The 23,930-nt window shown below is 70.9% G+C and carries 28 protein-coding genes; 5 read left to right on the top strand and 23 right to left on the bottom strand.

Going from position 1 to position 23,930, the window contains the following annotated elements:
* Positions 1–303: hypothetical protein (locus NBZ83_RS14465; RefSeq protein ID WP_261575171.1), on the top strand; the 303-nt coding region annotated here is incomplete at its 5' end.
* Between the two features lie 136 nt (positions 304–439).
* Here NBZ83_RS14465 and nucS read toward each other — a convergent pair.
* From nucS to NBZ83_RS14440, 5 genes are all read right to left on the bottom strand, one after another.
* Positions 440–1,102, bottom strand: coding sequence for an endonuclease NucS (gene nucS, locus NBZ83_RS14460; protein WP_261569078.1), 663 nt, complete (start codon positions 1,100–1,102; stop codon positions 440–442).
* Between the two features lie 70 nt (positions 1,103–1,172).
* Positions 1,173–1,760, bottom strand: a complete 588-nt coding sequence (locus tag NBZ83_RS14455; RefSeq protein WP_261575170.1) for an HD domain-containing protein — start codon at positions 1,758–1,760, stop codon at positions 1,173–1,175.
* Positions 1,741–3,828: a protein meaA gene (locus NBZ83_RS14450; RefSeq protein ID WP_261569076.1), complete on the bottom strand. Its 2,088-nt coding sequence runs from the start codon at positions 3,826–3,828 to the stop codon at positions 1,741–1,743. Before NBZ83_RS14450 ends, NBZ83_RS14455 begins: the two co-directional genes overlap by 20 nt.
* Before the next feature lie 161 nt (positions 3,829–3,989).
* Positions 3,990–4,628 carry a hypothetical protein gene (locus NBZ83_RS14445; RefSeq protein ID WP_261569075.1) on the bottom strand — a complete coding sequence of 213 codons (639 nt, stop codon included), beginning with the start codon at positions 4,626–4,628 and terminating at the stop codon, positions 3,990–3,992.
* A 228-nt stretch (positions 4,629–4,856) separates the two neighbouring features.
* Positions 4,857–5,222, bottom strand: a complete 366-nt coding sequence (locus NBZ83_RS14440; RefSeq protein ID WP_261569074.1) for an STAS domain-containing protein — start codon at positions 5,220–5,222, stop codon at positions 4,857–4,859.
* A gap of 386 nt (positions 5,223–5,608) precedes the next feature.
* On the opposite strand from NBZ83_RS14440, the gene NBZ83_RS14435 reads away from it, so the two are divergent.
* A complete protein-coding gene (locus NBZ83_RS14435; RefSeq protein ID WP_261569073.1) occupies positions 5,609–5,986 on the top strand; it encodes a hypothetical protein in 378 nt (125 codons plus the stop codon).
* Between the two features lie 76 nt (positions 5,987–6,062).
* Here NBZ83_RS14435 and murA read toward each other — a convergent pair whose 3' ends face one another.
* Positions 6,063–7,337, bottom strand: coding sequence for a UDP-N-acetylglucosamine 1-carboxyvinyltransferase (gene murA, locus NBZ83_RS14430; protein WP_261575169.1), 1,275 nt, complete (start codon positions 7,335–7,337; stop codon positions 6,063–6,065).
* Positions 7,338–7,416: 79 nt separating this feature from the next.
* On the bottom strand, positions 7,417–7,851 hold the full coding sequence (locus NBZ83_RS14425; RefSeq protein WP_261575168.1) for an NUDIX hydrolase: 435 nt from the start codon (positions 7,849–7,851) through the stop codon (positions 7,417–7,419).
* Positions 7,852–8,141: 290 nt separating this feature from the next.
* Here NBZ83_RS14425 and NBZ83_RS14420 point away from each other — a divergent pair, with 290 nt between their 5' ends.
* The 3 genes from NBZ83_RS14420 to NBZ83_RS14410 all read left to right on the top strand — a co-directional run bounded on the left by NBZ83_RS14420 (position 8,142) and on the right by NBZ83_RS14410 (position 9,375).
* Positions 8,142–8,714 carry a cob(I)yrinic acid a,c-diamide adenosyltransferase gene (locus NBZ83_RS14420; RefSeq protein ID WP_261575167.1) on the top strand — a complete coding sequence of 191 codons (573 nt, stop codon included), beginning with the start codon at positions 8,142–8,144 and terminating at the stop codon, positions 8,712–8,714.
* A gap of 92 nt (positions 8,715–8,806) precedes the next feature.
* Positions 8,807–9,037: a hypothetical protein gene (locus NBZ83_RS14415; protein ID WP_261569069.1), complete on the top strand. Its 231-nt coding sequence runs from the start codon at positions 8,807–8,809 to the stop codon at positions 9,035–9,037.
* Positions 9,034–9,375, top strand: a complete 342-nt coding sequence (locus tag NBZ83_RS14410) for a type II toxin-antitoxin system PemK/MazF family toxin (protein ID WP_261569068.1) — start codon at positions 9,034–9,036, stop codon at positions 9,373–9,375. Before NBZ83_RS14415 ends, NBZ83_RS14410 begins: the two co-directional genes overlap by 4 nt.
* Before the next feature lie 88 nt (positions 9,376–9,463).
* On the opposite strand, the gene NBZ83_RS14405 is transcribed toward NBZ83_RS14410, so the two are convergent.
* The 16 genes from NBZ83_RS14405 to rpmE form a co-directional block, all read right to left on the bottom strand.
* The gene (locus NBZ83_RS14405) at positions 9,464–9,724 is read right to left on the bottom strand and encodes a F0F1 ATP synthase subunit epsilon (RefSeq protein WP_261569067.1); all 261 of its coding nucleotides are present in this window, start codon (positions 9,722–9,724) and stop codon (positions 9,464–9,466) included.
* Positions 9,724–11,163 (bottom strand): F0F1 ATP synthase subunit beta, encoded by a 1,440-nt coding sequence (atpD, locus tag NBZ83_RS14400; protein ID WP_261569066.1) that lies wholly within the window; start codon positions 11,161–11,163, stop codon positions 9,724–9,726. Before atpD ends, NBZ83_RS14405 begins: the two co-directional genes overlap by 1 nt.
* Before the next feature lie 319 nt (positions 11,164–11,482).
* Positions 11,483–12,379: a F0F1 ATP synthase subunit gamma gene (locus tag NBZ83_RS14395; protein ID WP_261569065.1), complete on the bottom strand. Its 897-nt coding sequence runs from the start codon at positions 12,377–12,379 to the stop codon at positions 11,483–11,485.
* Between the two features lie 3 nt (positions 12,380–12,382).
* Positions 12,383–14,041 (bottom strand): F0F1 ATP synthase subunit alpha, encoded by a 1,659-nt coding sequence (atpA, locus tag NBZ83_RS14390; protein WP_261569064.1) that lies wholly within the window; start codon positions 14,039–14,041, stop codon positions 12,383–12,385.
* A 75-nt stretch (positions 14,042–14,116) separates the two neighbouring features.
* Positions 14,117–14,947, bottom strand: a complete 831-nt coding sequence (locus tag NBZ83_RS14385; protein WP_261569063.1) for a F0F1 ATP synthase subunit delta — start codon at positions 14,945–14,947, stop codon at positions 14,117–14,119.
* A 2-nt stretch (positions 14,948–14,949) separates the two neighbouring features.
* On the bottom strand, positions 14,950–15,543 hold the full coding sequence (locus tag NBZ83_RS14380) for a F0F1 ATP synthase subunit B (RefSeq protein ID WP_261569062.1): 594 nt from the start codon (positions 15,541–15,543) through the stop codon (positions 14,950–14,952).
* Positions 15,544–15,558: 15 nt separating this feature from the next.
* Positions 15,559–15,801 carry an ATP synthase subunit C-like protein gene (locus NBZ83_RS14375; RefSeq protein WP_261556164.1) on the bottom strand — a complete coding sequence of 81 codons (243 nt, stop codon included), beginning with the start codon at positions 15,799–15,801 and terminating at the stop codon, positions 15,559–15,561.
* Between the two features lie 64 nt (positions 15,802–15,865).
* The gene (gene atpB, locus NBZ83_RS14370) at positions 15,866–16,735 is read right to left on the bottom strand and encodes a F0F1 ATP synthase subunit A (RefSeq protein ID WP_261569061.1); all 870 of its coding nucleotides are present in this window, start codon (positions 16,733–16,735) and stop codon (positions 15,866–15,868) included.
* Positions 16,736–17,457: 722 nt separating this feature from the next.
* Complete coding sequence (locus NBZ83_RS14365) at positions 17,458–17,679, bottom strand: hypothetical protein (RefSeq protein ID WP_261569060.1); 222 nt, start codon at positions 17,677–17,679, stop codon at positions 17,458–17,460.
* 86 nt (positions 17,680–17,765) lie between these two features.
* Complete coding sequence (locus NBZ83_RS14360; RefSeq protein WP_261569059.1) at positions 17,766–18,203, bottom strand: Cg1360 family ATP-synthase-associated protein; 438 nt, start codon at positions 18,201–18,203, stop codon at positions 17,766–17,768.
* Positions 18,200–19,306 (bottom strand): MraY family glycosyltransferase, encoded by a 1,107-nt coding sequence (locus NBZ83_RS14355; RefSeq protein WP_261569058.1) that lies wholly within the window; start codon positions 19,304–19,306, stop codon positions 18,200–18,202. Before NBZ83_RS14355 ends, NBZ83_RS14360 begins: the two co-directional genes overlap by 4 nt.
* Before the next feature lie 58 nt (positions 19,307–19,364).
* Positions 19,365–20,621: a serine hydroxymethyltransferase gene (gene glyA / locus NBZ83_RS14350; protein WP_261569057.1), complete on the bottom strand. Its 1,257-nt coding sequence runs from the start codon at positions 20,619–20,621 to the stop codon at positions 19,365–19,367.
* 93 nt (positions 20,622–20,714) lie between these two features.
* Complete coding sequence (locus NBZ83_RS14345; RefSeq protein WP_261569056.1) at positions 20,715–21,365, bottom strand: L-threonylcarbamoyladenylate synthase; 651 nt, start codon at positions 21,363–21,365, stop codon at positions 20,715–20,717.
* A complete protein-coding gene (gene prmC / locus NBZ83_RS14340; RefSeq protein WP_261569055.1) occupies positions 21,365–22,336 on the bottom strand; it encodes a peptide chain release factor N(5)-glutamine methyltransferase in 972 nt (323 codons plus the stop codon). Before prmC ends, NBZ83_RS14345 begins: the two co-directional genes overlap by 1 nt.
* The gene (gene prfA / locus NBZ83_RS14335; protein ID WP_261569054.1) at positions 22,333–23,403 is read right to left on the bottom strand and encodes a peptide chain release factor 1; all 1,071 of its coding nucleotides are present in this window, start codon (positions 23,401–23,403) and stop codon (positions 22,333–22,335) included. The genes prmC and prfA overlap by 4 nt, the downstream gene beginning before the upstream one ends.
* 136 nt (positions 23,404–23,539) lie before the next feature.
* Complete coding sequence (gene rpmE, locus NBZ83_RS14330; protein WP_136446497.1) at positions 23,540–23,776, bottom strand: 50S ribosomal protein L31; 237 nt, start codon at positions 23,774–23,776, stop codon at positions 23,540–23,542.
* Between the last annotated feature and the right edge of the window lie 154 nt (positions 23,777–23,930).

Genomic DNA, 23,930 nt, shown 5'->3' with positions numbered 1-23,930 from the left:
GCCGCCCCACCGCCCGAAGGCCCCGTTTCCGTCTCGATATCGGTACCGGTCCGGGCAGCCATTTCCGACCTGCCGTGCGAATGCGTTCCCTGCCGGACTTTCTCGGCCATGCCCAGGCTCCTCAAGGTCGTCGCGGCAGCCCGACGACAATGCGGCGAATTCGCGGGCCGCGCGGTATCGAACCGCGGACCCGTCGATTCTCCCAGCCTTTCCATCACCCGGCCCGAGATCAATCAGGGTTGCCGGCGGGGCAAGACCCCGGACATCCATTCGCTTTCGCGCAAGCAGCGGAAAAACCAATGAGGGACGAGACCGTCACCCGTGCCGTGAAGAACCGTCCGAAATTCCGGCGACATGCCTCAAAGAACCGATGCTCTGCCGTCGGTCCACTCGGGCTCGGCGCATTCCCCGGCGGGCTGCGACGCGACGAAACGGGCGGTCAGAACAGGGTGGGGATGGAGGGTTCGAGGCCGCGCAGCTCGTCATAGTCCACGACGGCGCAGCCCAGGCCGCGGTCGGCGGCCAGCAGCCGGGCCTGCGGGGTGATGGACTGAGCGGCGAGAATGCCCCGCACCGGGTGTGGCAGCGCCGGGTCCGCGTCCAGCCGGACGAGGTAGCGGGTGAGCTGCTCGACCCCGTCGATCTCGCCCTTGCGCTTGATCTCGACGGCGACCGTGGATCCGTCGCTGTCCCGGCAGAGCAGGTCCACCGGCCCGATCCCGGTCTCGTACTCGCGGCGGATCAGGGTGAGCCCCGCGGCGATCGCGTCCGGCCGATCGGCGAGCAGGACCTGCAGGTGGGCCTCGACGCCGTCCTTGCGCAGCCCCGGGTCGATCCCCAGCTCGTGGCTGGAGTCGTGGAGAACTTCCTCGAGGGTGATGACGAGCTGCTCGGCGGCCCGGTTGGTCACCCGCCAGACCCCGCCGTCCTCCGCGATGACACAGGGCGGGCTCATCCAGTTCAGCGGCTTGTAGGCCCGACCGTCGGCGTGGATCGACACCGACCCGTCCGCCTTGACGAGTACCAACCGGACGGCGCTCGGCAGATGGGCGGTGAGACGTCCGACGTAGTCGACACTGCACCGAGCGATGACAAGCCGCATGGCGCCACGCTATCGCGGCCCCCGTCCTGCCCCCCGGCCAGGGACCCTTCCCGCCCAGGACGAGGGATGGTCAGGCCGGCCGGTCGCCCGCTCGCGGCTGACTGGCGTCGTCGCGGGCGCAGACGAGGTCGTCGAGGAGCTCGCGGCGGCCGGCGTAGCGGGTGGCCAGGCGTTCGGCCTGTTCGGGGGCGAGACGGCCGAGCCGGGCGGGATCGGAGTTGTCCTGCATGTCGGCTCGCTTCACGATGACGGCGAGCGGGTCGGCGGCGACGCGGGCCAGGTAGTCCCGCATCGACTCGTCGGGACGGTGCGACAGGGCGTCGACGGCGGCGACGACCGGTGCGGGGTAACCGGCGGCCGTGAGGTCCGCGAGCGTGGTGTCGCTGTCCTCGACGACGTCGTGCAGGACGGCGGCGAGCTGCGCGGAGTGCGGGTCCACACCGGCGGGCCCGGCGGTGTGGACGACCGTCGCCATGACCCGCAGGGGATGGCCGATGTACTCCTCGCCGCCCTTGTCCACCTGGCCGGTGTGCATGCGGGTGGCGAAGGCGATGGCGTCGTCCAGCGTCGGACCGCCGGTCGGACCGGCGGTCGGGCCCTGGTCCGGTGACGTGCCGGGATGGTCGGATTCGGCCGCGTCAGGGGTGGTCGAGGGCATGCCTCGACCGTACGACGTCCACGATGCCCCGGATTATGGCGCTGAGCTCATAGTCCCGGGGTGTGAACACCGCGGCGACCCCGAGCCGGGTCAGTTCTTGCGCGTCCGCCGGCGGGATGATGCCGCCGACGACGACGGGGATCTCCCCGGCCCCGGCGGCGCGCAGCCCGTCGAGCACCTCGGGCACCAGGTCCAGGTGGGCGCCGGAGAGCACCGACAGGCCGACGACGTGCACGTCCTCCTCGACGGCCGCGGTCACGAGCTGCCCGGGGGTCAGCCGGATCCCCTGGTAGACGACCTCGAAGCCGGCGTCGCGGGCGCGCACGGCGATCTGCTCCGCGCCGTTGGAGTGACCGTCCAGACCGGGCTTGCCGACGAGCATCTTCACCGGGCGCCCGAGCTCCTTGCCCGTACGGGCCACCAGGGCACGCAGCTCGTCGAGCCCCGTCACGTCCCCGCCCCCGCCGACGGCGTCGCTCACCCCGGTCGGCGCGCGGTACTCGCCGAACACCGCTCGCAGCGTGTCGGCCCACTCCCCGGTGGTGACGCCCGCTCGCGCGCAGGCCAGCGTCGCGGGAACCAGGTTCGCCTCGGTGCCGGCGGCGGTGCGCAGCCCGAGCAGCGCCTCTGCGACGGCGGACGGATCACGCCCGGCCCGCCAGGCGGCGAGCGAGTCCCGGGCCGCGGGCTCGAAGGACGGGTCGACCGTCTGGATCGCCGTGTCGAGCTCGGCGAGCAACGGGCTCGGCTCGGTCTCGGTGAACCGGTTCACGCCGACGACGACGTCCTCGCCGCTCTCGATCCGCGCGCGCCGCGCCGCCTGGGCGGAGACCAGCGCCGACTTCAGGTAGCCGCTCTCGACGGCGGCCACCGCCCCGCCCATCGCCTGGACCCGGTCGATTTCGGCGGTCGCGTCCGCCACCAGCCGGCGCACCCGCTCCTCGATGACGGGCGAGCCGGTGAACAGATCGTCGTACTCCAGCAGGTCGGTTTCGTGGGCGAGGATCTGCTGGACGCGCAGGGACCACTGCTGGTCCCACGGTCGGGGCAGGCCCAGCGCCTCGTTCCAGGCGGGCAGCTGCAGCGCCCGGCACCGCGCGTCCTTCGACAGGGTGACGCCGAGAGTCTCCAGCACGATCCGGATGACGTTGTTCTCCGGCTGGGCCTCGGTCAGCCCGAGCGAGTTGACCTGCACGCCGTAGCGGAACCGGCGCGCCGCCGGGTCGCTCACCTTGTACCGGGAGCGCAGCAGATCATCCCACAGCGCCCCGAACGCCCGCATCTTGCACATCTCCTCGACGAACCGCTCCCCGGCGTTGACGAAGAACGAGATCCGGGCGCACACCTCCCCCATGCGCTCGGCGGGGATCGTTCCCGTGGCCGCCACGGCGTCGAGGACAGCGATCGCCGAGCACATCGTGAAGGCGAGCTCCTGCACCGGAGTGGCCCCGGCCTCCTGCAGGTGGTAGCTGCAGATGTTGATCGGGTTCCACCGCGGCAGCTCCGCCACCGTGTAGGCGATGAGGTCGGTGACCAGCCGCAGCGACGGCCCCGGCGGGAAGACGTACGTCCCGCGCGAGAGGTACTCCTTGATGATGTCGTTCTGCGTGGTGCCGACCAGTTCGGCCGGGTCGGCGCCCTGCTCCTCGGCGACGACCTGGTAGAGCGCGAGCAGCCACATGGCCGTGGCGTTGATCGTCATCGACGTGTTGGTGCCGGCCAGCGGAATCCCGTCGAACAGCCCGCGCATGTCGCCGAGGTGCGCGATCGGCACGCCGACCCGACCGACCTCGCCGCGGGCGAGCGGATGATCCGGGTCGTAGCCCGTCTGCGTCGGCAGGTCGAAGGCCACCGACAGGCCGGTCTGCCCCTTCGCCAGGTTGCGGCGGTACAACGCGTTGCTCTCGGCCGGGCTGGAATGCCCCGCGTACGTACGGATGATCCACGCCCGGTCCCGCTGCCCGCGCCGGACGGCGGGCTCGGCCGGATCCGATCTGATCGGCGCCGGGAATGGCTGGTCCCGATCCAATCCGTTCTGCTCCGTCGAACGGGTATACACATCCGTCATAGCCGCTGCCTCTCCGCGCACGGGGCCGGCCGAGTGGCCGATCGGCGGCCGGGCTGCACCGGCCCGGGCCCGCGCGGACCGCGGGCGACGGGACGAGGCTAGTTCGGACCACCCGACTCCGCTCGCCGACCACTCCCCGGCTGCGGTCAGAGCGGGACGGCTCAGCCGAGACAGGGCGGCGGCTGACCGTGCCAGACTGCGATGAGAGACGCGGGAATCTCGTTGCAGGCACCCTGACCGTTACTCGCGATCGTCCACGGGCCGGTGCCGACTCGGCGCCATACATGCGGGTTTGCCAGCGGGTCTGCCGGCGGATTGACCATACCGGCGACCGCGATGCGGCCGATCGCCCAGAACTCGTCGTGGTCGGCGTCGACTCCCTCGACGGCTCCGAAGTACATATGGTCCAGCACGGTCACCTGTTTGGCAGTGATGCTGCCGTCACCACCCGTCGCCTTGATCTTGTCGGCGACGGTCCACTGCAGCGCCAGCCGCAGGATCACCGGATCAAGCTCGTCGGTGACCCGCACCTGGTGCGCCAGGCCGGGATGGCGCGACGCCGCCCAGGGCGCGGGACGCATGGCCGGATTCAGCTGGGGCGCGGGGGTGCCCGTCGCCGTGCCGGTTCCGGCCGCACCCGAACCACGGTCGGCGGTGGCGTAGCCGACGCCCACGCCGATCAGGACCGCGGCGAGGAACGCCGCGACCACGACGATCGGCCGCAACTCCCGCACGCCGAGAAGCCCCACGGGTCGTGCACTGCGTTCGCCGGCAATGTTCACCCGCGCGGGCACCTCCACGTCCTGCAGACCTCCGTCCGGCGTCCAGCATGCCATCAGCCGGGCCAGTGACCCGAAAGCAGTACCCGATCAGCAGGTACCCGGCAAGCATGCCGCATCGGAAGTCCCGCCGGCACGCGGGCGCGCCCGAGATCACGGTACGCATCCACCCCGGTTCGGTCCGCTCTACTCGGTCGCCGATCGCAAGCGCGGCACCGCGAGGCGAGGCGCGGCTGGCGGGCGGGCGGCTCAGGCGTGCCCGACGTGCACCAGCTCGGTCGACTCCTCGAACCGCAACAGCCGCCCGAGCCGGTCGGCGGCGAACATCCGGCCCAGCGCGCTCGGCACGTCGACGAGGACCATGGATCGGCCCGCCGCCCTGGCCCTGCGGGCCCCGCCGAGCAGCACTCCCAGCGCCGCATGGTCGCCGAGCTCCAACTCGGCGACGTCGACGCGCAGCGGCCCGCTGCCGTTGTCGATGGCGGCGTGCAGCAGGGAGCGCAGCGTGCCCACCGTCCGCACGTCCACCCTGCCCACCAGCCGCACCGCCTGCCCGGGGCGACTACCCGCCCCGGACGGGGCGTACATGTCCACCACGTTCACGCCGTTGTTCATGTGGTCTCCAGTCCCCGGCCGCCCGGCACCCCCGCTCACCGTGACGCCGGCGCTACCAGCTATCCGCGCCGACCGCGGGTAGCACCCAGGTGCGGTTCCGCCCATGGCGGACCGTCGTGCACCCTCCCACCTCGTCCGAACCGTCGTCGCTCGGCCACGGGGGGTCGGGGCCGGTCACCTCGATGATCCCAGCCGTCGCTGCGCGATGTTTCCGCTGTCGGATTCCCCGGCTGGTTCAGGACGGATCACGGCGGGATTTCCTGCCGATCCGCCGGGCTTCTGGGACCATGGAGCTCGGACTGCCGACGGGCGAGGAGTTGCGCCCGAGGCTCCCTCGCGGCCCCGTACCCGGCCGCCGCGCGGTGATCGGGAGGTGCCAGGTGGCCGTGAACTCGGCGCAATACCTCGTCGAACCGGCGTTGGCGATGCTGACCGTGGGGCTATTGATGATCATGGCCCGTTGGGCATCCACCCCGCTGCGCGCGCTGCCCCGCGGGGTCGTGCTCGGCCACGACTTCGGGCTGCTCGTCCCCGTCGCCGTCGTCGACACCCCCGCCGAGGTGAGCCGGGCCCGGGCCGCCCTGCGCACGCAGGGCATCCGTTCCACCTGGGCGATGGCGATGACCCCGCTGCACATCGACTCCGCGGGCAACATCCTGTCCCGCCCCCGGCAACGCCGGCACGTGCTCGTCTTCGGCGCCGACGCGCCCCGCGCCACCCGCGCCCTGTCGACCCCGCCCGGCGGGCTGTCCTCGCAGACCTGAACCCGCGCTCAGCCCACCGCGCGGCCACCCGGCCAGCCACCCGGGCCGTCGGGCCGTCCGGCCGTCGGGCCACCCCTCAGGCGACCGCCAGATCGGAGACCCGCCGGATGTCGGCGCCGAGTGCGGTCATGTTCTCGACGAACCCGGCGTAGCCACGATCAATGTGGTAAACGTCGGTCACCTCGGTGTCGCCCTCGGCGACGAGTGCGGCGAGCACCAGGCCCGCGCCGGCCCGCACGTCCGAGGCCATCACCCGGGCCGCCGTCAACCGGTCCGCGGGCCGCACGATGACGTGATGGCCGTCGGTGCGCAGATCCGCACCGAGCTTGTGCAGCTCGCGGCAGAACACGAAGCGGCTGTCGAAGACGTTCTCGGTGATCAGCGACGTCCCGGTGCTGATCGCCTCCAACGCGATGATCTGCGGTAGCAGATCCGTGGGGAACCCGGGGTAGGGCAGGGTCACGACGTCGATCGAGCGCGGCCGGTCCCTGCCGACCACCCGGAACCCGTCGTCACGAACGTCGATCTCCGCGCCGGCCTGCACCAGCTTCTCCAGCACGATGCCGAGATGCCCGGCCCGGCCCTGCCGGATCATGACGTCGCCGCCGGTCATCAGCGCACCGATCGCGTACGTGCCGGCGACGATGCGGTCCGGCACCGTCCGATGCTCGACCGGGGCCAGCGCATCCACGCCATCGATCACCAGGGTCGACGAACCCGCGCCGTCGATGCGTCCACCCATCGCCGTCAGCATCTCGCAGAGGTCGGCGATCTCGGGTTCCTGCGCGGCGTTGTCGATCACCGTCGTGCCCTTGGCCAGGACGCCGGCCATGAGGAGGTTCTCGGTGGCGCCGACGCTCGGGAAGTCCAGCCAGATCGACGCGCCCTGCAGCCGGCCCGAGCAGCGCGCCACCAGTACGCCGGCCTCGACGTCCACGAGCGCCCCGAGCTTCGCCAGCCCGTTGACGTGAATGTCGAGCGCTCGCGCGCCGATCGCGTCCCCACCCGGCAGGGCGACCCGGGCCTCCCCGCACCGGGCGACCAGCGGGCCGAGGACCGCCACCGACGCCCGGATCTGCCGGACGAGGTCCCCGTCGGCCGCGAACCCCGGCATCTCGGGGACATCGATGCTCAGCCGGCCACCGTCGACGTCCCGTTCGACCACCGCCCCGAGCCCGTCCAGCACCTCCGCCATCACGGTGACGTCGAGGATGTCGGGCACAGCGGACAGAGTCGTGCGACCGGCGGCCAGCAGGCTCGCGGCCATCAGTTTGAGAACCGAGTTCTTCGCGCCCGGGACGGCGACCTCGCCGATCAGCCGGGTGCCGCCTGTCACGACGAAGCGCTCCACGGACCTCGATGCTAGGTCCTGGCACAAAGATCTTCACCGGCACCCACCGGATTGACCCCCGCCACCCTGTGCGCTTGCCTCATCCCGGTCCGTCCGCCGCCACGACAGACACCCCGTCGTGCGCCCGGACGAACGGCTCGCTGCGCCCGGCCAGGGCATCGCTCACCCGCACCGCGAACGCCGGCACAAACCTGGCCTGCACGTCGTCCGGCGACAGCCAGCGGACCTGCGTCGCCTCCTCGGTCACGGTGGCGATCGAACCCCCCGCGAAGTCGCACAGGAAGACCATCGCCACCACGCCGAGCGGCAGGTTCAGGTAGACCCCCGTCATACGGCCAGGTCGGACCACCGCGCCGGTCTCCTCGACGACCTCACGGCACAGCCCGGCGTGGATGGTCTCGCCGCGTTCGAGAACTCCGCCAGGGACCTGCCAGGCTCCGGTGTCCCTGCGCCGGATGCACAGAATCGACCCGTTCTCGCGGAGTGTCACTCCGGCTACGCTCACCGAATGCATGCCAGGAACGTAATCTTTGCCATACACAAACCGGGGTAGGCGGCAGTCCCAGTCAACGGCTGGCGAATCTGCCGTTGGAGACAGATCCAGGGTTCGGCACCGCCGCGCGGGTTCCGCTGCCCGGACCGGACGCGAGCGCCGAGACCCTGACCGCGGTCCTCTGGCCGCCGAGGTCATCGCGGAACATCAGGAGCGCGACCCTGACAGCGACCCGCGGCTGCTGCTCGACACCGAACGGCATGTTCGTCAGGCCATCGCGCATCGAGCAGTCGGCTCCCTAGAGTGGGGGCATGGCGGTACACCTCACCCGGATCTACACCCGCACCGGGGACGACGGCACGACGGCGCTGGGCGACATGTCCCGGGTGGCGAAGACCGATCCGCGACTGGCCGCCTACGCCGATGTCGACGAGGCGAACGCGGCGATCGGCGTGGCACTCGCCCTCGGCGGGCTCGCCGACGACGTGCGGGCGGTGCTCGGGCAGATCCAGAACGACCTGTTCGACGTCGGCGCGGACCTGTGCACGCCGGTCGTGGCCGAGCCGGCCTATCCCCCGCTGCGGATCACCGAGGCGTACGTGGACCGGCTGGAGGAGGCGTGCGACCGCTTCAACGCCGATCTGCCGAAGCTCGACTCGTTCATCCTGCCCGGCGGCACGCCGGGCGCCGCGCTGCTGCACACCGCCCGCACGGTGGCCCGCCGGGCGGAGCGCTCCGTCTGGGCCCTGCTCGACGCCGAGCCCGAGCGCACCGGGCCGCTGCCCGCTCGGTACCTCAACCGCCTGTCGGACCTGCTGTTCATCCTCTCCCGGGTGGCGAACCCGCAGGGGGACGTGCTGTGGCGCCCGGGCGCGCACGCCTGACCAGCGTCCCCGGCGGAGTCCTGCGCATACCGGAGGGTCGACAGTCCAGTCAACCCAATTGTAGACTGGCGATCATGAGTACGACGGTGCGCGTGAGTGACAGGACGCGGCAGCGGGTCGCGGCCCTGGCCGCGTCCACCGGCCAGCAGATGCAGACCATCATCGACGAGGCCGTCGAGGCCTACGAGCGCGAGCTGTTCTGGCGCGGCTTCGAGCAGGGCTACGACCAGCTCGCCGACGACCCGGACGGCTGGGACGCCATCGAGGCCGAGCGCTCGGCCGAGTCGCCGTCCCTACGGGACGGGTTGGACGGGCCGGAGTGATCTCACCTCGCCGCGGCGAGGTATGGATGGTCGACTTCGGCGAGCCGATCGGCCATGAACAGGGGCTGCGCCGGCCGGCGGTGGTCGTGTCCGCGGATCGGCTCAACCGCAGCCGCGCGGGTCTGTGCATCGTCGTGCCCGTCACCAGGACCCGACGTGGGCTGCCCTCCCACGTCGAGCTTGCGCCCGGCGGCACCGGCCTGCGCGAGACGAGCTACGCCAAGGTCGAGGACGTCAAGTCCGTGTCGCAGCAGCGGTTCGACCGCCGCCTCGGCGTGGTGGGCCTCGACCACCTGCTCCGGATGACCGAGGCGCTGAAGTTCCTGCTGGAGATCTGAACGAGCTGGAGATCTGAACGAGCACGGGCGCGTCCCCCGGGGGGAACGCGCCCGTGACTGCCGGCGTCGGCTAGCTGCTCAGCGTCGGCTAGCTGCTCAGCGTCGCCGTCTCGGCCAGGATGCTGACGCCCTGGTGGGTGACGGAGATGAAGCCGCCGTCGACCTGGGCCGAGATCTCCCGGCCACCGGTCTTGACCCGGACCGTGCCACCCGGGACCAGCACCCCGAGCAGCGGCACGTGGCCGGGCAGGACGCCGAGATCACCGTCGGTGGTCCGGGCGACGACCATGTCGGCGTCGCCGGACCACACCTCCTGCTCGGGCGAGACGATCGCGACCCGGATCGGCATTACAGGTTCTCCGCGTTCTTCTCCGCGTCCTCGATGCCACCGCACATGAAGAACGCCTGCTCGGGCAGGTGGTCGTAGTCGCCCTGGGAGAGTCGCTTGAACGAGTCGATGGTCTCGTCGAGTGGGACGAACTTGCCGGGGATGTTGGTGAACTGCTCCGCGACGAAGAACGGCTGCGACAGGAACCGCTGGATCCGCCGGGCCCGGTTGACGAGGATCTTGTCCTCTTCGGAGAGCTCGTCGATGCCGAGGATGGCGATGATGTCCTGCAGGTCCTTGTAGCGCTGCAGGATCCGCTGCACCTCGCGGGCGGTGTCGTAGTGCTCCTGCCCGATGTAGCGGGCGTCGAGGATCCGGGAGTTCGAGTCAAGCGGGCTCACGGCCGGGTAGATGCCCAGGTCGGAGATGGACCGGTCGAGCACGGTGTTGGCGTCGAGGTGGGTGAACGTCGTCGCCGGCGCGGGGTCGGTCAGGTCGTCCGCAGGCACGTAGATGGCCTGCAGCGACGTGATCGAGTGACCACGGGTCGAGGTGATGCGCTCCTGGAGCACACCCATCTCGTCGGCGAGCGTCGGCTGGTAACCCACGGCGGACGGCATCCGGCCGAGCAGCGTGGACACCTCGGAGCCGGCCTGGGTGAACCGGAAGATGTTGTCGATGAACAGCAGCACGTCCTGCTTCTGGACGTCCCGGAAGTACTCGGCCATGGTCAGCGCGCCGAGGGCGACCCGCAGCCGGGTGCCGGGCGGCTCGTCCATCTGGCCGAAGACGAGGGCGGTGTCGTCGATGACGCCGGCCTCGGTCATCTCCAGGAACAGGTCGTTGCCCTCGCGGGTGCGCTCGCCGACGCCGGCGAACACCGACACGCCACCGAACTCCTTGGCGACCCGGCGGATCATCTCCTGGATGATGACGGTCTTCCCGACGCCGGCACCGCCCATCAGGCCGATCTTGCCGCCTCGCACGTACGGGGCGAGCAGGTCGATGACCTTGATCCCGGTGGTGAACATCTCGGTCTTGGACTCGAGCTGGTCGAACGCGGGCGCCGCCCGGTGGATCGACCACCGCGTCTCGGCGTCGACCTTGTCAACGTCGAGCGGGGTGCCGAGCACGTTGAACACGTGCCCCTTGGTGGCGTCACCGACGGGCACGGAGATCGGCGCGCCGGTGTCACGCACCGCGGCGCCGCGAACCAGACCGTCGGTCTGCTGCATCGAGATGGCGCGCACCGTGTTGTCGCCGATGTGCTGGGCGACCTCCAGCGTCAGCGTCAGGGTCTCGCCGCCGATCGTGCGGTCGACCTCGAGTGCCTGGTAGATCTCTGGGAGCTCGTCCGGCGCGAACTCCACGTCGACGACCGGTCCGATGACTCGGGCGACCCGGCCGATCCCCGGGGTCCGGCCCTCAGCCGTGGCCGGCGAGCTGGTGGTGACGGTCATGGCGTCCTCAGTTTCCCATCATTGCCCGTCGCCGCAGCCTCGGGCTAGCCGTACTCTCTGGCACCTCCGGCGCCGTCGACGAGGCGGGCGCGTCCCCGCCCGCCTCGTCGGCGGCGCCGTACTTCTACGTTGTGGTCGGTCGGTGTCGGCTGGTCCCGGCGGTCGAGATGAGGTGGGTACTCGTTCCCTGGCGGTGCCTCACCTCGATGACACGCCCTCCCGCGCGAGGGCGCTTCGTGACCAGTGTCACCTAATATCTCCGGCGACGCGACGACATGGGGGACGACCTCGCCTCCCGGTCGCGCGCCGCCGGATCATGTCAGGAGGCCGATGCCAGGGCGTTGGCACCGCCGACGATCTCGGAGATCTCCTGGGTGATGGCGTCCTGCCGGGCCCGGTTGGCCTGCCGGGTGTAGCTACGAATCAGGTCCTCGGCGTTGTCTGTCGCCGACTTCATCGCCCGCTGCCGCGCCGCCGACTCCGACGCCGCCGACTCCAACATCGCCGCGTACAGGCGACTTTCGACGTACCGGGGTAGCAGCGCGTCGAGCACCGCCTCCGCGGACGGTTCGAACTCGTACTGGGGCAGCGGGCCGCCGGCCGGCGGCTCGTTGGTCTCGGTGAGCACCATCGGCAGCAGCCGGCGCGCGACCGGCGTCTGCGTAAGCGCGGAGACATACTCGGTGTGGACGACGTGGATCTCGTCGACCCCGCCGCTTTCACCGGATGCAACGAACGAGGCGATCAGAGCGTCCCCGACCGACTTGGCGTCGGCGTAGGTCGGCTGCTCGGAGAAGCCGGTGTACTCGCCGCTGATCGCCCGGCCGCGGAAGCGGTAGTAGCCCACTCCCTTACGGCCGATGACGTGCAGCTCCGGCTCCTTGCCCTCCGAGCGCAGCAGCTCGACCAGCTCGTTGGCGCGCCGCAGCGCGTTCGAACTGTAGCCGCCAGCCAACCCACGGTCACTGGTGATCACCACGACCGCGGCCCGGATGGCCTGGGGTCGCTCGGTGGTCAGCGGGTGGCTGATCGTCGTCTGCGACGCCACCGCCTCGATCACCCGGGTGATCTCCTCGGCGTAGGGCCGGGCCGCGGCGACCCGCGCCCGGGCCTTCGCGATCCGGGAGGCCGCGATCAGTTCCATCGCCCTGGTGATCTTCTTCGTCGACTGCACCGAGCGGATGCGCCGCCGGTACTCGCGAAGCTGCCCCGCCATGGGTCAGCCCTCGTCGGCGGTGCGCGCCGGCGCCCGGTGGACCGGGATCGACTCCTGCCGCACCGCGCTCGGGTCCAAGGGCTTAGCCGGCGCCTCGTTGATCAGCGGGCTGCCGTCGGACAGCGTGAACTGCTGCTTGAACTCGGCGATCGCCCGCTCGAGCTGGCCGACCGTTTCGTCGCCGAGCTTGCCGGAGCCCAGGATCGTGTCGTAGATCCCCCGGCTCGACCGACCGACGTAGTCGAGGAACTCGCCCTCGAACCGGCGGACGTCCGCGATCGGCACGTCGTCGAGCTTGCCGGTGGTGCCGGCCCAGATCGTGACGACCTCCCGCTCGACCGGGAACGGCCGGTTCTGCGGCTGCTTGAGCAACTCGACGAGGCGGGCGCCCCGGGCGAGCTGGTCACGCGAGGCCTTGTCCAGGTCGGAGCCGAACGCGGAGAACGCCTCCAGCTCGCGGTACTGCGCGAGGTCCAGGCGCAGCCGGCCGGCGACGGACTTCATCGCCTTCGTCTGCGCGCTGCCGCCGACGCGGGACACCGAGGTGCCGACGTTGATGGCGGGGCGCACGCCCTGGTTGAACAGGTCCGACTCCAGGAAGATCTGACCGTCGGTGATCGAGATGACGTTCGTCGGGATGTAGGCCGAGATGTCGCTGGCCTTCGTCTCGATGATCGGCAGCCCCGTCAACGACCCGCCGCCGAGCTCGTCGGACAGCTTCGCGCAGCGCTCCAGCAGGCGGGAGTGCAAGTAGAACACGTCGCCGGGGTACGCCTCACGGCCCGGCGGGCGGCGCAGCAGCAGCGAGATCGCCCGGTACGCCTCGGCCTGCTTGGACAGGTCGTCGAAGACGATCAGCGCGTGCTGGCCGTTGTACATCCAGTGCTGGGCGATCGCGGAACCCGCGTACGGAGCGATGTACTTGAAGCCGGCCGGCTCGTCGGCCGGGGCGGCGACGATCGTGGTGTAGGCCAGCGCGCCGGCCTCCTCGAGGGTGTTCACCACCTCGCGGATGGTCGTCTTCTTCTGGCCGATCGCCACGTAGACACACTTGACCTGCTTCGACGGATCGCCCGAGGCCCAGTTGTCCCGCTGGTTGATGATCGCGTCGATGGCCACCGTCGTCTTGCCGGTCTGCCGGTCACCGATGATCAGCTGACGCTGGCCGCGGCCGATGGCGGTCATGGCGTCGATCGCCTTGATGCCCGTCAGCAACGGCTCCTTCACCGGCTGGCGCTGGACGACCGAGGGCGCCTGCAGCTCCAGGGCTCGGGTGCCCTCGGACTGGATCTCGCCGAGGCCGTCGATCGGCCGCCCGAGCGGGTCGACGACCCGGCCGAGGAAGCCGTCCCCGACCGGGACGGCGAGGATCTCCCCGGTGCGGCGGACCTCCTGCCCCTCCTCGATGGTCTCGGACTCACCGAGGATGACGGTGCCGATCTCGCCGACTTCGAGGTTCAGCGCGAGACCCAGCACGCCGCCTTTGAACTCCAGCAGCTCGTTGGTCATCGTGTGGGGAAGACCCTCGACCCGGGCGATGCCGTCACCGGTGACGACGACCCGGCCGACCTCCTCCCGGCCGGCGGAGGTGGCCTGGAAGGAGTCGACGTACTCCCGTAGGGCGTCGCGGATCTCCTCCGGCCGGATGGAGAGCTCAGTCATCGCTTACGTCCTTCGTCGTTCATCGCTGGCAGGGCAGGTCGCCTGGGCGCTGTCATGGTCATGACCGCCACCCGACTATCGGAGCAGCGCCCGGCGCGCGGCGGCCAGGCGGCGTAGCACGCTGCCGTCGACCACCTCGTCGCCGACCTTCACCACGACCCCGCCCAGGAGATCGGGATCGAGATCAACCTGAAGTTGGATCTGGCGGCCGAAGTACCGGCTGATCGCCGCGCCCAGGCGGGCGATGACCTCGTCGGTCAACGGCACCGCCGTGCGCACGATCGCGACGACGCGACCCCGGCGGGCCGCGGCGATCCGGCTGAAGTCGGCCAGGCGACGCTCGACGTCACCGTGGATCCGGTCGGCCGCGGCCTGCTGGGCCAGCCGCAGCGTGACCGGGTGGGCCCGACCGGACAGCAGCCGGGCCAGCAGCGCGTTCTTGACCGACGCCGGCGCGGCCGGGTCGGTCAGGGCCAGAGCGAGCTGCGGGTTCTGCCCGAGAATTCGGGCGAACCGGAACAGCTCGTCCTCGACCTCCTCCAGCGCCCTGTCCCGCTCCGCCTCGACCAGCAGGGCCTCGACGCTCAGTTCGAGCAGCGCGTACTGCAGGTCGACCGGCCGAGACCAGCGCGCCGAGACCGCGGTCTGCACGATCCGCAGGCTCACCGCGTCGAGCTGGCGACCGAGCAGCCGGGCCGCGAGCTCCGTGCGCGCCGACGGGGGCGCTCCCGGGTCGGTCAGCGCGCGGCGCACGGTCGGCTCCCGGCGGAGCAGGTCGGCGACGGCCCGGAGGTCGTCGGCGACGCGGCTGGCGTCCACCGGGGTGACAACGCCCAGCGGCGTCGCCGTGGCCTCGTCGAGGGTGGCCCGCGCCGTGGCGAGCCCGTGCCTGCTGGCTCCCTCCACCGTCAGCCTCCCGACCCCACCGACGCGGGGGTGCTGCCCGCGCCCTCGGCCGAGTTGTCCAGGGCAGCAATGAAGTCGTCGACGAGCCGGGCCTGGGTGGCAGTGCTCTCCACCTGGTAACCGACGATCTTCGAGGCGAGATCGATTGCGATCACACCGACCTCACGGCGAACCTGGGCCACGATCTGCGCCCGGTCGGCCAGAAGCTGAGCGTCGGCGCGCTCCTTGATCTCGGCGATCTCCCGCTGCGCGGACGCGCGGAGCTCCTCGACGATCTGCCGGCCCTCGGTGTGCGCATCGTCCCGGATGCGCGCAGCCTCGGTCCGGGCCTCGGCGAGCTGTGCCCGGTACTGCTCCAGCAACGCCTGCGCCTCGCGCTGGGCGGCCTCGGCGCGGGCGATCCCGCCTTCGATCCGCTCGGTGCGCTGCGCGTAGGTCTTCGCGATCTGCGGGCGGATCTTCCAGAAGAAGAAGGCCACGAGCAGGCCGAAGGCCAGGGTGCCGATGAGCAACTCGCTCAGCGGCGGGATCAGGACGTTCTCGTCGGAATGCCCGCCCTCACTTGCGGCGAGGAAGATGACGGTTGATGCGCTCATGGTCGCCACGCCGGTTTACGGGAAGACGAAGGGAACGACGAAGCCGATAAGCGCGAGAGCCTCGGCGAGGGCGAAGCCGATCAGCATGTACCGGAAGGCGACCTGCTCCGCCTCGGGCTGCCGGGCAATAGCCTGGACGCCGAGGCCGAAGATGAGACCGATACCGATACCCGGGCCGATGGCAGCCAGACCGTAGGCCACGGCGCCGAGGCTCCCGGACACGGCGTCCTTGGCGGCGAAGACAGTCAAGGGGTCCATTACGGTGCTTTTCCTATTCAGTCGGGCACCGGGACTCGGCCGGTGCTGGGGGAGTGTTCAGAAACTAGGCGTGGACCGCTGCCGGCACGCCCACCGGGGCGTGCTCGACAAGTTCCTCGGACGGAGCAACCTCGTGCTCTCCATGCGCCATCGCTCCGCCGATGTAGGCGGCGGTGAGGATGGTGATGATGTACGCCTGGAGGGCATCGATGACGAGCTCGAACGCCGTGAGGATGATTGCCACGAGCAGGGACGCGACGCCGAATACGAAAGGAGGCTTGGGCAGCAGGTAGTCCGCGCCCAGCGAGAACACCAGCAGCAGGAGGTGACCGGCGAACATGTTCGCGAACAGTCGGATGGCCAGCGTGAACGGCCGGACGATCAGCGTCGACAGGATCTCGATCGGGCCCAGCAGCAGGCGGATCGCCAGCGGCGCCGTGGGCGCCGGGTCGATCATCTCCTTGAAGTACGCACCCGCTCCGTTGGCCTTGATGCCCGCGTAGATGAACATCACCCAGGTGACGACAGCGAGGACCATCGGCACCGCGATACGCGAGGTCGCCGGGAACTGGGCCGCCGGGATGATCGCTAGGACGTTGCTGACCAGCACGAAGCTGAACAGGACCAGCAGGTAGGGCGTGTAGCGGGCGCCCTTCTCCCCGATGACCCCACGGGCGATCTGCAGGTCGACGAAGTCGTATGCGGACTCGCACAGGTTCTGGATACCGCGAGGTATGATTTTAGCTCGACGGAAACCCAGCCAGAAGATCACGCCCACGAAGAGCGCGGCGAAGATCGTAAGCGCAGTGGCCTTGTTGAGGTAGAGATTGACCGAGCCGATCCCGACATCGAACCAGTGCGGAGTCTGGAAGACCTCCTTCGTGGGGCCTTCGAAGCCCTCATCAGCGAGGACCGGCACGACAAACACCTCCATGATCGATTAGGTAGCGCATGCACGGCTCCGCGAGGTTGCCGTGCCGGCTGCAGATTGCCCCACCCTACCGGGTTCGCACGACACGCCCACACGGAAGAACGACCCGTAGCCAACCGGCGGCAGCGCTTCGAGGGACACCTCGACAAGCCCAGGCCCTGATGGGTGTCGGCAGGCCGACGTCCTGTTGCCCGCGATACTATCCACACCGGCGCGCCACAGGCACCAACTCGCTTCGAGGTTCACCCTGGTTCATGTGCGCGTTGTCCGCGGGTTTCGTTCCGTTGATGACGTTTCCACATAGCGTGACCACCTCATGACGTCCAGTCCGCGCCGACGCCCGCCCGCGGGCCGCCGCTCGGCGCGGTGCACGAGACGTGCACGGGTTGCGGTCATCTCAGCACTCCCTCCCGGCGGTCCACCGCCTGCGCCCACTCTTACCCATTTCGTCCGCGGCGTCGATGACCTGGCAGGTCATGGTTGCCGCCGGTGGGATCGGTGCGCGGTCGCCGCACGTTTTCCCGGTGACCGGGGAGATCGCGACGATTCGGACCGACCGCACCCATGGAACAGCCGGGAATGGCTGGATAGACAGGTCCACGGGAGGGAACGCCCCGGTCCATTCGGAACGGGGCCGCCGGGACCAACGGGAGGTAGCGAACGGGACGACCGGAACGTCCCCACCAACTCCGATAAAAGGGGCGAATGACCCCCGACCAACCGGGCTAGCGCTGGGTCAACCGGTAGATGACCAGGTACATCGCGGCCGCCATGCCGATCGCGAGGCCGATGGGCAGGAACAGCCCCTCGAAGCCGAACAGCCGGTCGGCACCGAAGCCCACCAGTCCCCAGAACGCCATCCCCGCAATCAGAGTTCCGAAGATGTTCCATGCCTCGCCGGGGTGGTGCCCACCCCGGGCACGCTGCCGGGGCGGACGGCCGGCCACCCGCGGGGTGCTGGCACTTTCGGGCGATCCACCATCGGGCCCGCGCCGCCGCGTGCCGTCACCGGCCGGCCCCGGAACGGGATCGCTCATCGCGCCGGCGGCCGCCGCGTGGCGTCCCAGGCGCCGGGATGGTCCGGGTCGAAAAAGGGCACCCGGGTGTGGGTTGCGACCCACAGTTCCGCGCCCATCCAGGCGAAGACACCGCCGAAGATCGACCAGGCGAAGGTCGGCAGGTCGAGCGCCGAGCTGTCCTGGAGCCCCAGCAGCACCGCCCCGAGCACTGCGATCTTCAGCGCGTAGGTGCCAAGAGCGGCGGGCAGCAGCAGGTGCGGCGCCCGGCGCGCGACCGCGCCCACCGCCAGCTTGCTGATGGTGAAGAACGCGACGACGATGACGAGCCCCAGCGCCGCGCTCAGCGCGCCGGTCCCGCCGCCCGTCCCCGCGGAGATCGCCACGGCGGGCACCGCCAGCGCGAGCGTGAGAACGAGGCCGAGCCGGATCACCCGGGCCGCCGGCACGATCATGCGCGCGCCGACTTCTGCGTGCGGACCAGCAGCGCGAGCAGCGCCGCGAGCCCGACTCCGACGGTGGCGACGAGGATCGGCAGTGGGGAGGCGGAGAACGACGCGGCGACACCGCCGAACCCGACCAGAGCCGCCCAGAAATACATGAACAAAACCGCCCTCACGTGCGAATTGCCGATCTCCAGCATCCGGTGGTGGAGATGCATCTTGTCGGCCGCGAACGGCGATCGCCCCGCCCGCGTGCGCCGGATGACCGCGAGCCCGAGGTCGAGAAAGGGAACAGCGAGGACGGCCAGCGGAATCGCCAACGGGATCAGCGACGGGTACGACCGCGAGGGTCCAGCGTAACCCCCGTAGGCGACCTGCCCGGTGACGGAGATCATCGAGGCGGCCGACAGCAGGCCGATGAGCATGGAGCCGGAGTCGCCCATGAACAGCCGGGCCGGATTGAAGTTGTGCGGCAGGAACCCGACGCACACCCCGGCGGTGACCGCGGCGAGCAGCGCCGCGGGCGAGGCCCGGTAAAAGCCGTCGATCACCGCGATCTCGTAGGCGAAGTAGAACGTCGCCAGCGACGCGATCGCCGCGACCCCGGCGGCGAGCCCGTCGAGCCCGTCGATGAAGTTCATCGCGTTGATCAGAAGGACCGTGGCAAGGATCGACAGTGGAACTGCCGTCTCCGGCCCGAGGCTCAGCGTGGTCTCGCTGTCCCGGTCGATGGCGAACGACCACTGGACGCCGAGCAGCACCATGATGCCGGCGGCGGCGACCTGGCCGGCGAGCTTGGTCAGGGAGTCCAGCTCCCACCGGTCGTCGGCGACCCCGAGCAGGCAGATCAGCGTGCCGGCGATGAGCACCGCCCTCGTCTCCGACCAGTCCTGGGAGACGACGGACAGGAACGGCAGCCGGTCGGCCACCTCCAGCCCGGCGTAGAGGCCGGCGAGCATCGCGAGGCCGCCGAGCCGGGGCGTCGGGATCGCATGGACGTCGCGGTCGCGGACCCCGGCGACGGCGCCGATGCGCATGGCGAAGGACCGGGCCAGCGGCGTGGCGAGGAATGTCACCGCCGCCGAGACCACGAAGACGAGCAGGTACTCGCGCACCGTCGGGTATCTCCCACTGCCGACCCGGATGTGGTGGAACCTGGAACGCCCGCGGTGACTACCGCGGGTAGGCGGGGTGCCGTTCGACGAGCGTGGCCACGCCCGCGGCGACGTCCGCCGCGCCGGCGGGATCACGCACCGCCCGGGCGATCAGCGCGGCGATCTCCTTCATCTCGCTCTCCCCCATCCCCTGGGTGGTGACGGCGGGAGTACCCACCCGGATCCCGGAGGAGACCGCCGGCGGCTGCGGGTCGTAGGGAATCGCGTTCTTGTTCAGGGTGATGCCGGCGGCGTCGCAGCGGGCCTCGGCATCGCGGCCGCTGACCCCGAGCTCGCGCAGGTCGAGCAGCGCGAGGTGGGTGTCGGTGCCCCCGGCGACCGGCCGGATGCCCTCGGCGGCCAGGCCCTCGGCCAGCACCTGCGCGTTGGCCACCACCTGGCGAGCGTACTGCGCGTAGGCGGGGGTGGCCGCCTCCCGCAGCGCGACCGCCTTCGCCGCCACCGCATGCATCAACGGTCCCCCCTGGCTGAACGGGAACACCGCCTTGTCGATGCGCGCGGCCAGCTCCTCGCGGGCGAGGATCATCCCGCCGCGGGGGCCGCGCAGCACCTTGTGCGTAGTAAAGCTGACGACGTCGGCGTATGGCACGGGGCTGGGGATCGCGCCGCCCGCGACCAGCCCGATGAAGTGGGCCGCGTCCACCATCAGCCACGAGCCGACCTCGTCGGCGATGGACCGGAAGGCGGCGAAGTCGATCAGGCGCGGGTAGGCGGTCGCGCCACAGATGATCATCTTGGGGCGGTGCTGGCGGGCGAGGTCGCGGACCTGGTCGTAGTCGATGAGCTCGGTGTCCTCACGCACGCCGTAGGCGACGACGTCGAACCACTTCCCGGAGAAGTTCACCGTGCTGCCGTGGGTGAGGTGACCTCCGTGCGGCAGTGACATCGCCAGCACCGTGTCGCCCGGGGTCAGCAGCGCCGCATACACGGCGAAGTTCGCCGACGCGCCCGAATGGGGCTGCAGGTTGGCGTGCTCGGCGCCGAAGAGCTCCTTCGCCCGGGCGATGCCGATCTCCTCGGCCCGGTCGACCACCTGGCAGCCACCGTAGTAACGCCGGCCGGGATAGCCCTCGGCGTACTTGTTCGACAGCGTCGAGCCCAACGCCGCGAGCACCGCCGGCGAGGTGAGGTTCTCGCTCGCGATGAGTTGCAGGCCCCCGCGCAGCCGAGCCAGCTCGTCGAGCACCACACCGGCGATGTCCGGATCCGTGTCGGCGAGCTGGTCGAAGTCCGGGCCCCAGAACGGGGTGCTCATGGCGTACCTACCTCCTGCGCTCGTGCCGCCCGATCGGGACCAATGGTCCTCTGCGCCGGCACGGCCCTCCACTCGGGCCGGCTCAGGGCCGGGTCAACGGGCGGCCGGTTCCCGCACGAGGGGCAGGATCTCGCGCAACGCGTCAAGACCGACGGCTCCGCTGCGGACCACGACCGGCACCTCGCCGGTGCAGTCGACGATGGTCGAGGGCACGGCCGCCGGGCACGGCCCGCCGTCGAGGTACACCTCGGCGGCACCGCCGAGCTGGTCGACCGCCTCGTCCGCCGTGGTCGCCGGCGGCTGACCGCTGATGTTCGCACTGGACACGGCCATCGGCCCGGTCCGGCCCAGCAGCTCGATCGCCACCGGATGCAGCGGCATCCGCACCGCCACGGTGCCCCGCCCCTCGCCCAGATCCCAGCGCAGCGACCCGGCGTGCCGGACCACGAGCGTCAGCCCACCCGGCCAGAACGCCGAAATCAGGTCGGAGACCTGCGGAGTCATCCGGTCGATGAGCCCGTCCAGGGTGCGCCAGGAGCCGACCAGGACCGGGACGGGCATGTTCCGCCCACGCCCCTTGGCGGCAAGCAGCGAGGCCACCGCCTCCCGGTCGAACGCATCAGCGCCCAGGCCATACAGCGTGTCGGTAGGCAGCACCACCAGCTCGCCTCGGCCCACGGCGGCGACCGCCGCGTCCAGTCCACGGGTCCGCTCGGCCTCATCGGAACAGTCGAAGCGCTGCATCACCCCTCCTCCCCTGTCGCTCGCTCCCCGCCGCCGGCCTGGCGACGGCCGCTGACGAAGCGGTCCCTCCCGGCCAGGTCGGGATGGTCGGCCACGTCCACCCACCGCCCGTCGGCGCGCAGCAGGCCCGGCGCGGCGCCACCGTGGCCGTCGGCGTGCTCGACGACGAGCAGGCCCCCCGGGCGCAACAACCGGGCCGCCAGCACGATAACGGCACGCACCACGTCAAGCCCGTCCGCACCGCCCCACAACGCCCGGGGCGGATCATGCTCGCCCACCTCGGGCTCCACCTCGTCGCGGTCGGCATCCGGAAGGTACGGCGGATTGCTGACGATCAGGTCGACCGACCCGGCCAGCCGGGCGAGCGACGCGGTGGGCACGGCGGTGACGTCGGCCTCGTGGACCGTGACCGGAAGTCGGCTCGCCGTAACGTTACGCCGCAGCCAGCCCAGCGCCGCAGGGTCCACCTCCACGGCGTGCACCCGGGCACCGGGCACCTCTGCGGCCAGGGACAGCGCGATCGCCCCGGACCCGGCACACAGATCCACGCACACCGGCCCGCCCGGCTCCAGAGACGGCGCGGATGGCGAGGTCTGCGAGGTCGGCACGGATGGCGAGGTCAGCGCGGCGATGGCCCAGCCGACGACGGACTCCGTCTCCGGGCGCGGGATGAACACCCCGGGGCCGACGGCGAGGTCGAGGTAGCGGAACCCGGCGAGGCCGGTCAGGTGCTGCAACGGCTCACGCCGGGCGCGGCGGCCCACGAGCTCGTCGAGGTGCGCGGCGGCCCGCGCGGGCAGCTCGTCGACTCCCACCAGCCGGGATCGGGAAATCCCCAGGACGAACGCGGCCAGCTGCTCGGCGTCGGCCCGGGGGCTGGCGACCCCGGCCACGCGCAGCCGCTCGGCGGCCTGCGCGAGCTGTGGCGCGAGGGCCGCGGCGGACCCGCGGGTCACCGACGAGCCGATCATGACGCCTGGGCGGCCAGCCGGGCCTCCAGATCGGCGGCGACGAGCGCGTCCAGCACCTCGTCGAGCTCACCGTCGAGCACCTGGTCGAGGTTGTGCGCCTTGTAACCGACCCGGTGGTCACTGATCCGGTTCTCGGCGAAGTTGTAGGTACGCACCCGCTCCGAGCGGTCCACGGTGCGGACCTGGCTGGCCCGTGCCATCGACGCCTCCGACTCGGCTTTCTCCCGGGCGACGCCGAGCAGCCGGGCGCGCAGGATCCGCAGCGCGGACTCCTTGTTCTGCAGCTGGCTCTTCTCGTTCTGGCAGGAGACCACCAGGCCGGTCGGGACGTGGGTGATCCGGACCGCCGAGTCGGTGGTGTTCACGCTCTGCCCGCCGGGTCCGGACGAGCGGAACACGTCGATGCGCAGGTCATTTGCGTCGATCTCGACATCGACCTCCTCCGCCTCGGGCAGCACCAGGACGCCGGCGGCGGAGGTGTGGATGCGCCCGGCGGACTCCGTCACCGGCACCCGCTGGACGCGGTGTACCCCGCCCTCGAAACGCAGGCGGCCGTAGACGCCGTCGCCGGGCGCTGAGCCGCGCGCCTTCACCGCCACGCTGACATCGCGGTAGCCGCCGAGATCGGACGGGTTGGCGTCGAGAATCTCGGTCTTCCAGCCGCGACGCTCCGCATAGCGCAGATACATCCGCAACAGGTCGCCGGCGAACAGAGCCGATTCCTCACCGCCCGCGCCGGCCTTGACCTCGAGGATGGCGTCCCGGGCGTCGTCGGGATCGACCGGGACCAGGTAGGCACGCAGCCGCTCGTTGAGTCCGCCGAGTTCGGCGTCGAGATCGTTGACCTCGCCGCGGAACGACGTGTCCTCCGCGGCGAGCTCGCGGGCGGTGGCGAGGTCACCCTCCACCCGCTTGAGCTCCCGGGCCAGATCGACGACCGGGGCGAGCTGCGCGTAGCGGCGGCTGAGAGCACGGGCCTTCGCGGGGTCGTTGTGCACCGCCGGATCGGCGAGCTTCCCCTCGATCTCGGCGTGCTCCGCGACGAGGCCGTCGAGTGGGGACGTCATGCTGGTTCCTCTTCGCACGTCACGGTCCCGGACGCCGCACAGCTCCGGGAGCCAGGGTCGGCGGGACGGCGCTGCCTGCCCCGCCCCGGACGCAAACGGCGCCCGCCCGGGGATCCGGACGGGCGCCGTGGCCGCACTACTTCGCGCCGCCGACCTTCTCGCCGGGGCGCCGCCGGCCGAACCGGCGCTCGAACTTCTCGACCCGCCCGCCGACGTCGAGGATCTTCTGCTTGCCCGTGTAGAACGGGTGGCATTGCGAGCAGACCTCGGCGTTCACGACGCCGTTCTCCTTCGTGCTGCGGGTGGTGAAGACGCTCCCGCAGGTACAGGTGACGGTCGTCTCGTGGTAGGTCGGATGGATATCAGCCTTCATGGTCCCTCTTTCGATGTGGCCGCCGGGTCGCCGTCCGGGCTGGAGGGCGTGAACCGGAGCCGTTCTGCTGCCAGTCTGCCAGAGGCGGACGCCACGTCCGCCGGCGACTTTCCCAGGGGCGTCAACGCCCCCCTGGGCCATCCTGTTCCGCCGC

It is taken from the genome of Frankia gtarii (assembly GCF_025403375.1).
GTDB lineage: Bacteria > Actinomycetota > Actinomycetes > Frankiales > Frankiaceae > Frankia > Frankia gtarii.
The sequence above is the reverse complement of the archived record's forward strand: the minus strand, read 5'-3'. Positions and strand labels throughout refer to the sequence as shown.

Bases quoted from the DNA above. Each gene is read 5' to 3' on its own strand.
- nucS (WP_261569078.1), bottom strand. From the start codon at position 1,102: ATGCGGCTTGTCATCGCTCGGTGCAGTGTCGACTACGTCGGACGTCTC.
- NBZ83_RS14455 (WP_261575170.1), bottom strand. From the start codon at position 1,760: ATGCCCTCGACCACCCCTGACGCGGCCGAATCCGACCATCCCGGCACG.
- NBZ83_RS14450 (WP_261569076.1), bottom strand. From the start codon at position 3,828: ATGACGGATGTGTATACCCGTTCGACGGAGCAGAACGGATTGGATCGG.
- NBZ83_RS14440 (WP_261569074.1), bottom strand. From the start codon at position 5,222: ATGAACAACGGCGTGAACGTGGTGGACATGTACGCCCCGTCCGGGGCG.
- NBZ83_RS14425 (WP_261575168.1), bottom strand. From the start codon at position 7,851: ATGCATTCGGTGAGCGTAGCCGGAGTGACACTCCGCGAGAACGGGTCG.
- NBZ83_RS14420 (WP_261575167.1), top strand. From the start codon at position 8,142: ATGGCGGTACACCTCACCCGGATCTACACCCGCACCGGGGACGACGGC.
- NBZ83_RS14405 (WP_261569067.1), bottom strand. From the start codon at position 9,724: ATGCCGATCCGGGTCGCGATCGTCTCGCCCGAGCAGGAGGTGTGGTCC.
- atpD (WP_261569066.1), bottom strand. From the start codon at position 11,163: ATGACCGTCACCACCAGCTCGCCGGCCACGGCTGAGGGCCGGACCCCG.
- NBZ83_RS14395 (WP_261569065.1), bottom strand. From the start codon at position 12,379: ATGGCGGGGCAGCTTCGCGAGTACCGGCGGCGCATCCGCTCGGTGCAG.
- atpA (WP_261569064.1), bottom strand. From the start codon at position 14,041: ATGACTGAGCTCTCCATCCGGCCGGAGGAGATCCGCGACGCCCTACGG.
- NBZ83_RS14380 (WP_261569062.1), bottom strand. From the start codon at position 15,543: ATGAGCGCATCAACCGTCATCTTCCTCGCCGCAAGTGAGGGCGGGCAT.
- NBZ83_RS14375 (WP_261556164.1), bottom strand. From the start codon at position 15,801: ATGGACCCCTTGACTGTCTTCGCCGCCAAGGACGCCGTGTCCGGGAGC.
- atpB (WP_261569061.1), bottom strand. From the start codon at position 16,735: ATGGAGGTGTTTGTCGTGCCGGTCCTCGCTGATGAGGGCTTCGAAGGC.
- NBZ83_RS14360 (WP_261569059.1), bottom strand. From the start codon at position 18,203: ATGATCGTGCCGGCGGCCCGGGTGATCCGGCTCGGCCTCGTTCTCACG.
- glyA (WP_261569057.1), bottom strand. From the start codon at position 20,621: ATGAGCACCCCGTTCTGGGGCCCGGACTTCGACCAGCTCGCCGACACG.
- NBZ83_RS14345 (WP_261569056.1), bottom strand. From the start codon at position 21,365: ATGCAGCGCTTCGACTGTTCCGATGAGGCCGAGCGGACCCGTGGACTG.
- prmC (WP_261569055.1), bottom strand. From the start codon at position 22,336: ATGATCGGCTCGTCGGTGACCCGCGGGTCCGCCGCGGCCCTCGCGCCA.
- prfA (WP_261569054.1), bottom strand. From the start codon at position 23,403: ATGACGTCCCCACTCGACGGCCTCGTCGCGGAGCACGCCGAGATCGAG.
- rpmE (WP_136446497.1), bottom strand. From the start codon at position 23,776: ATGAAGGCTGATATCCATCCGACCTACCACGAGACGACCGTCACCTGT.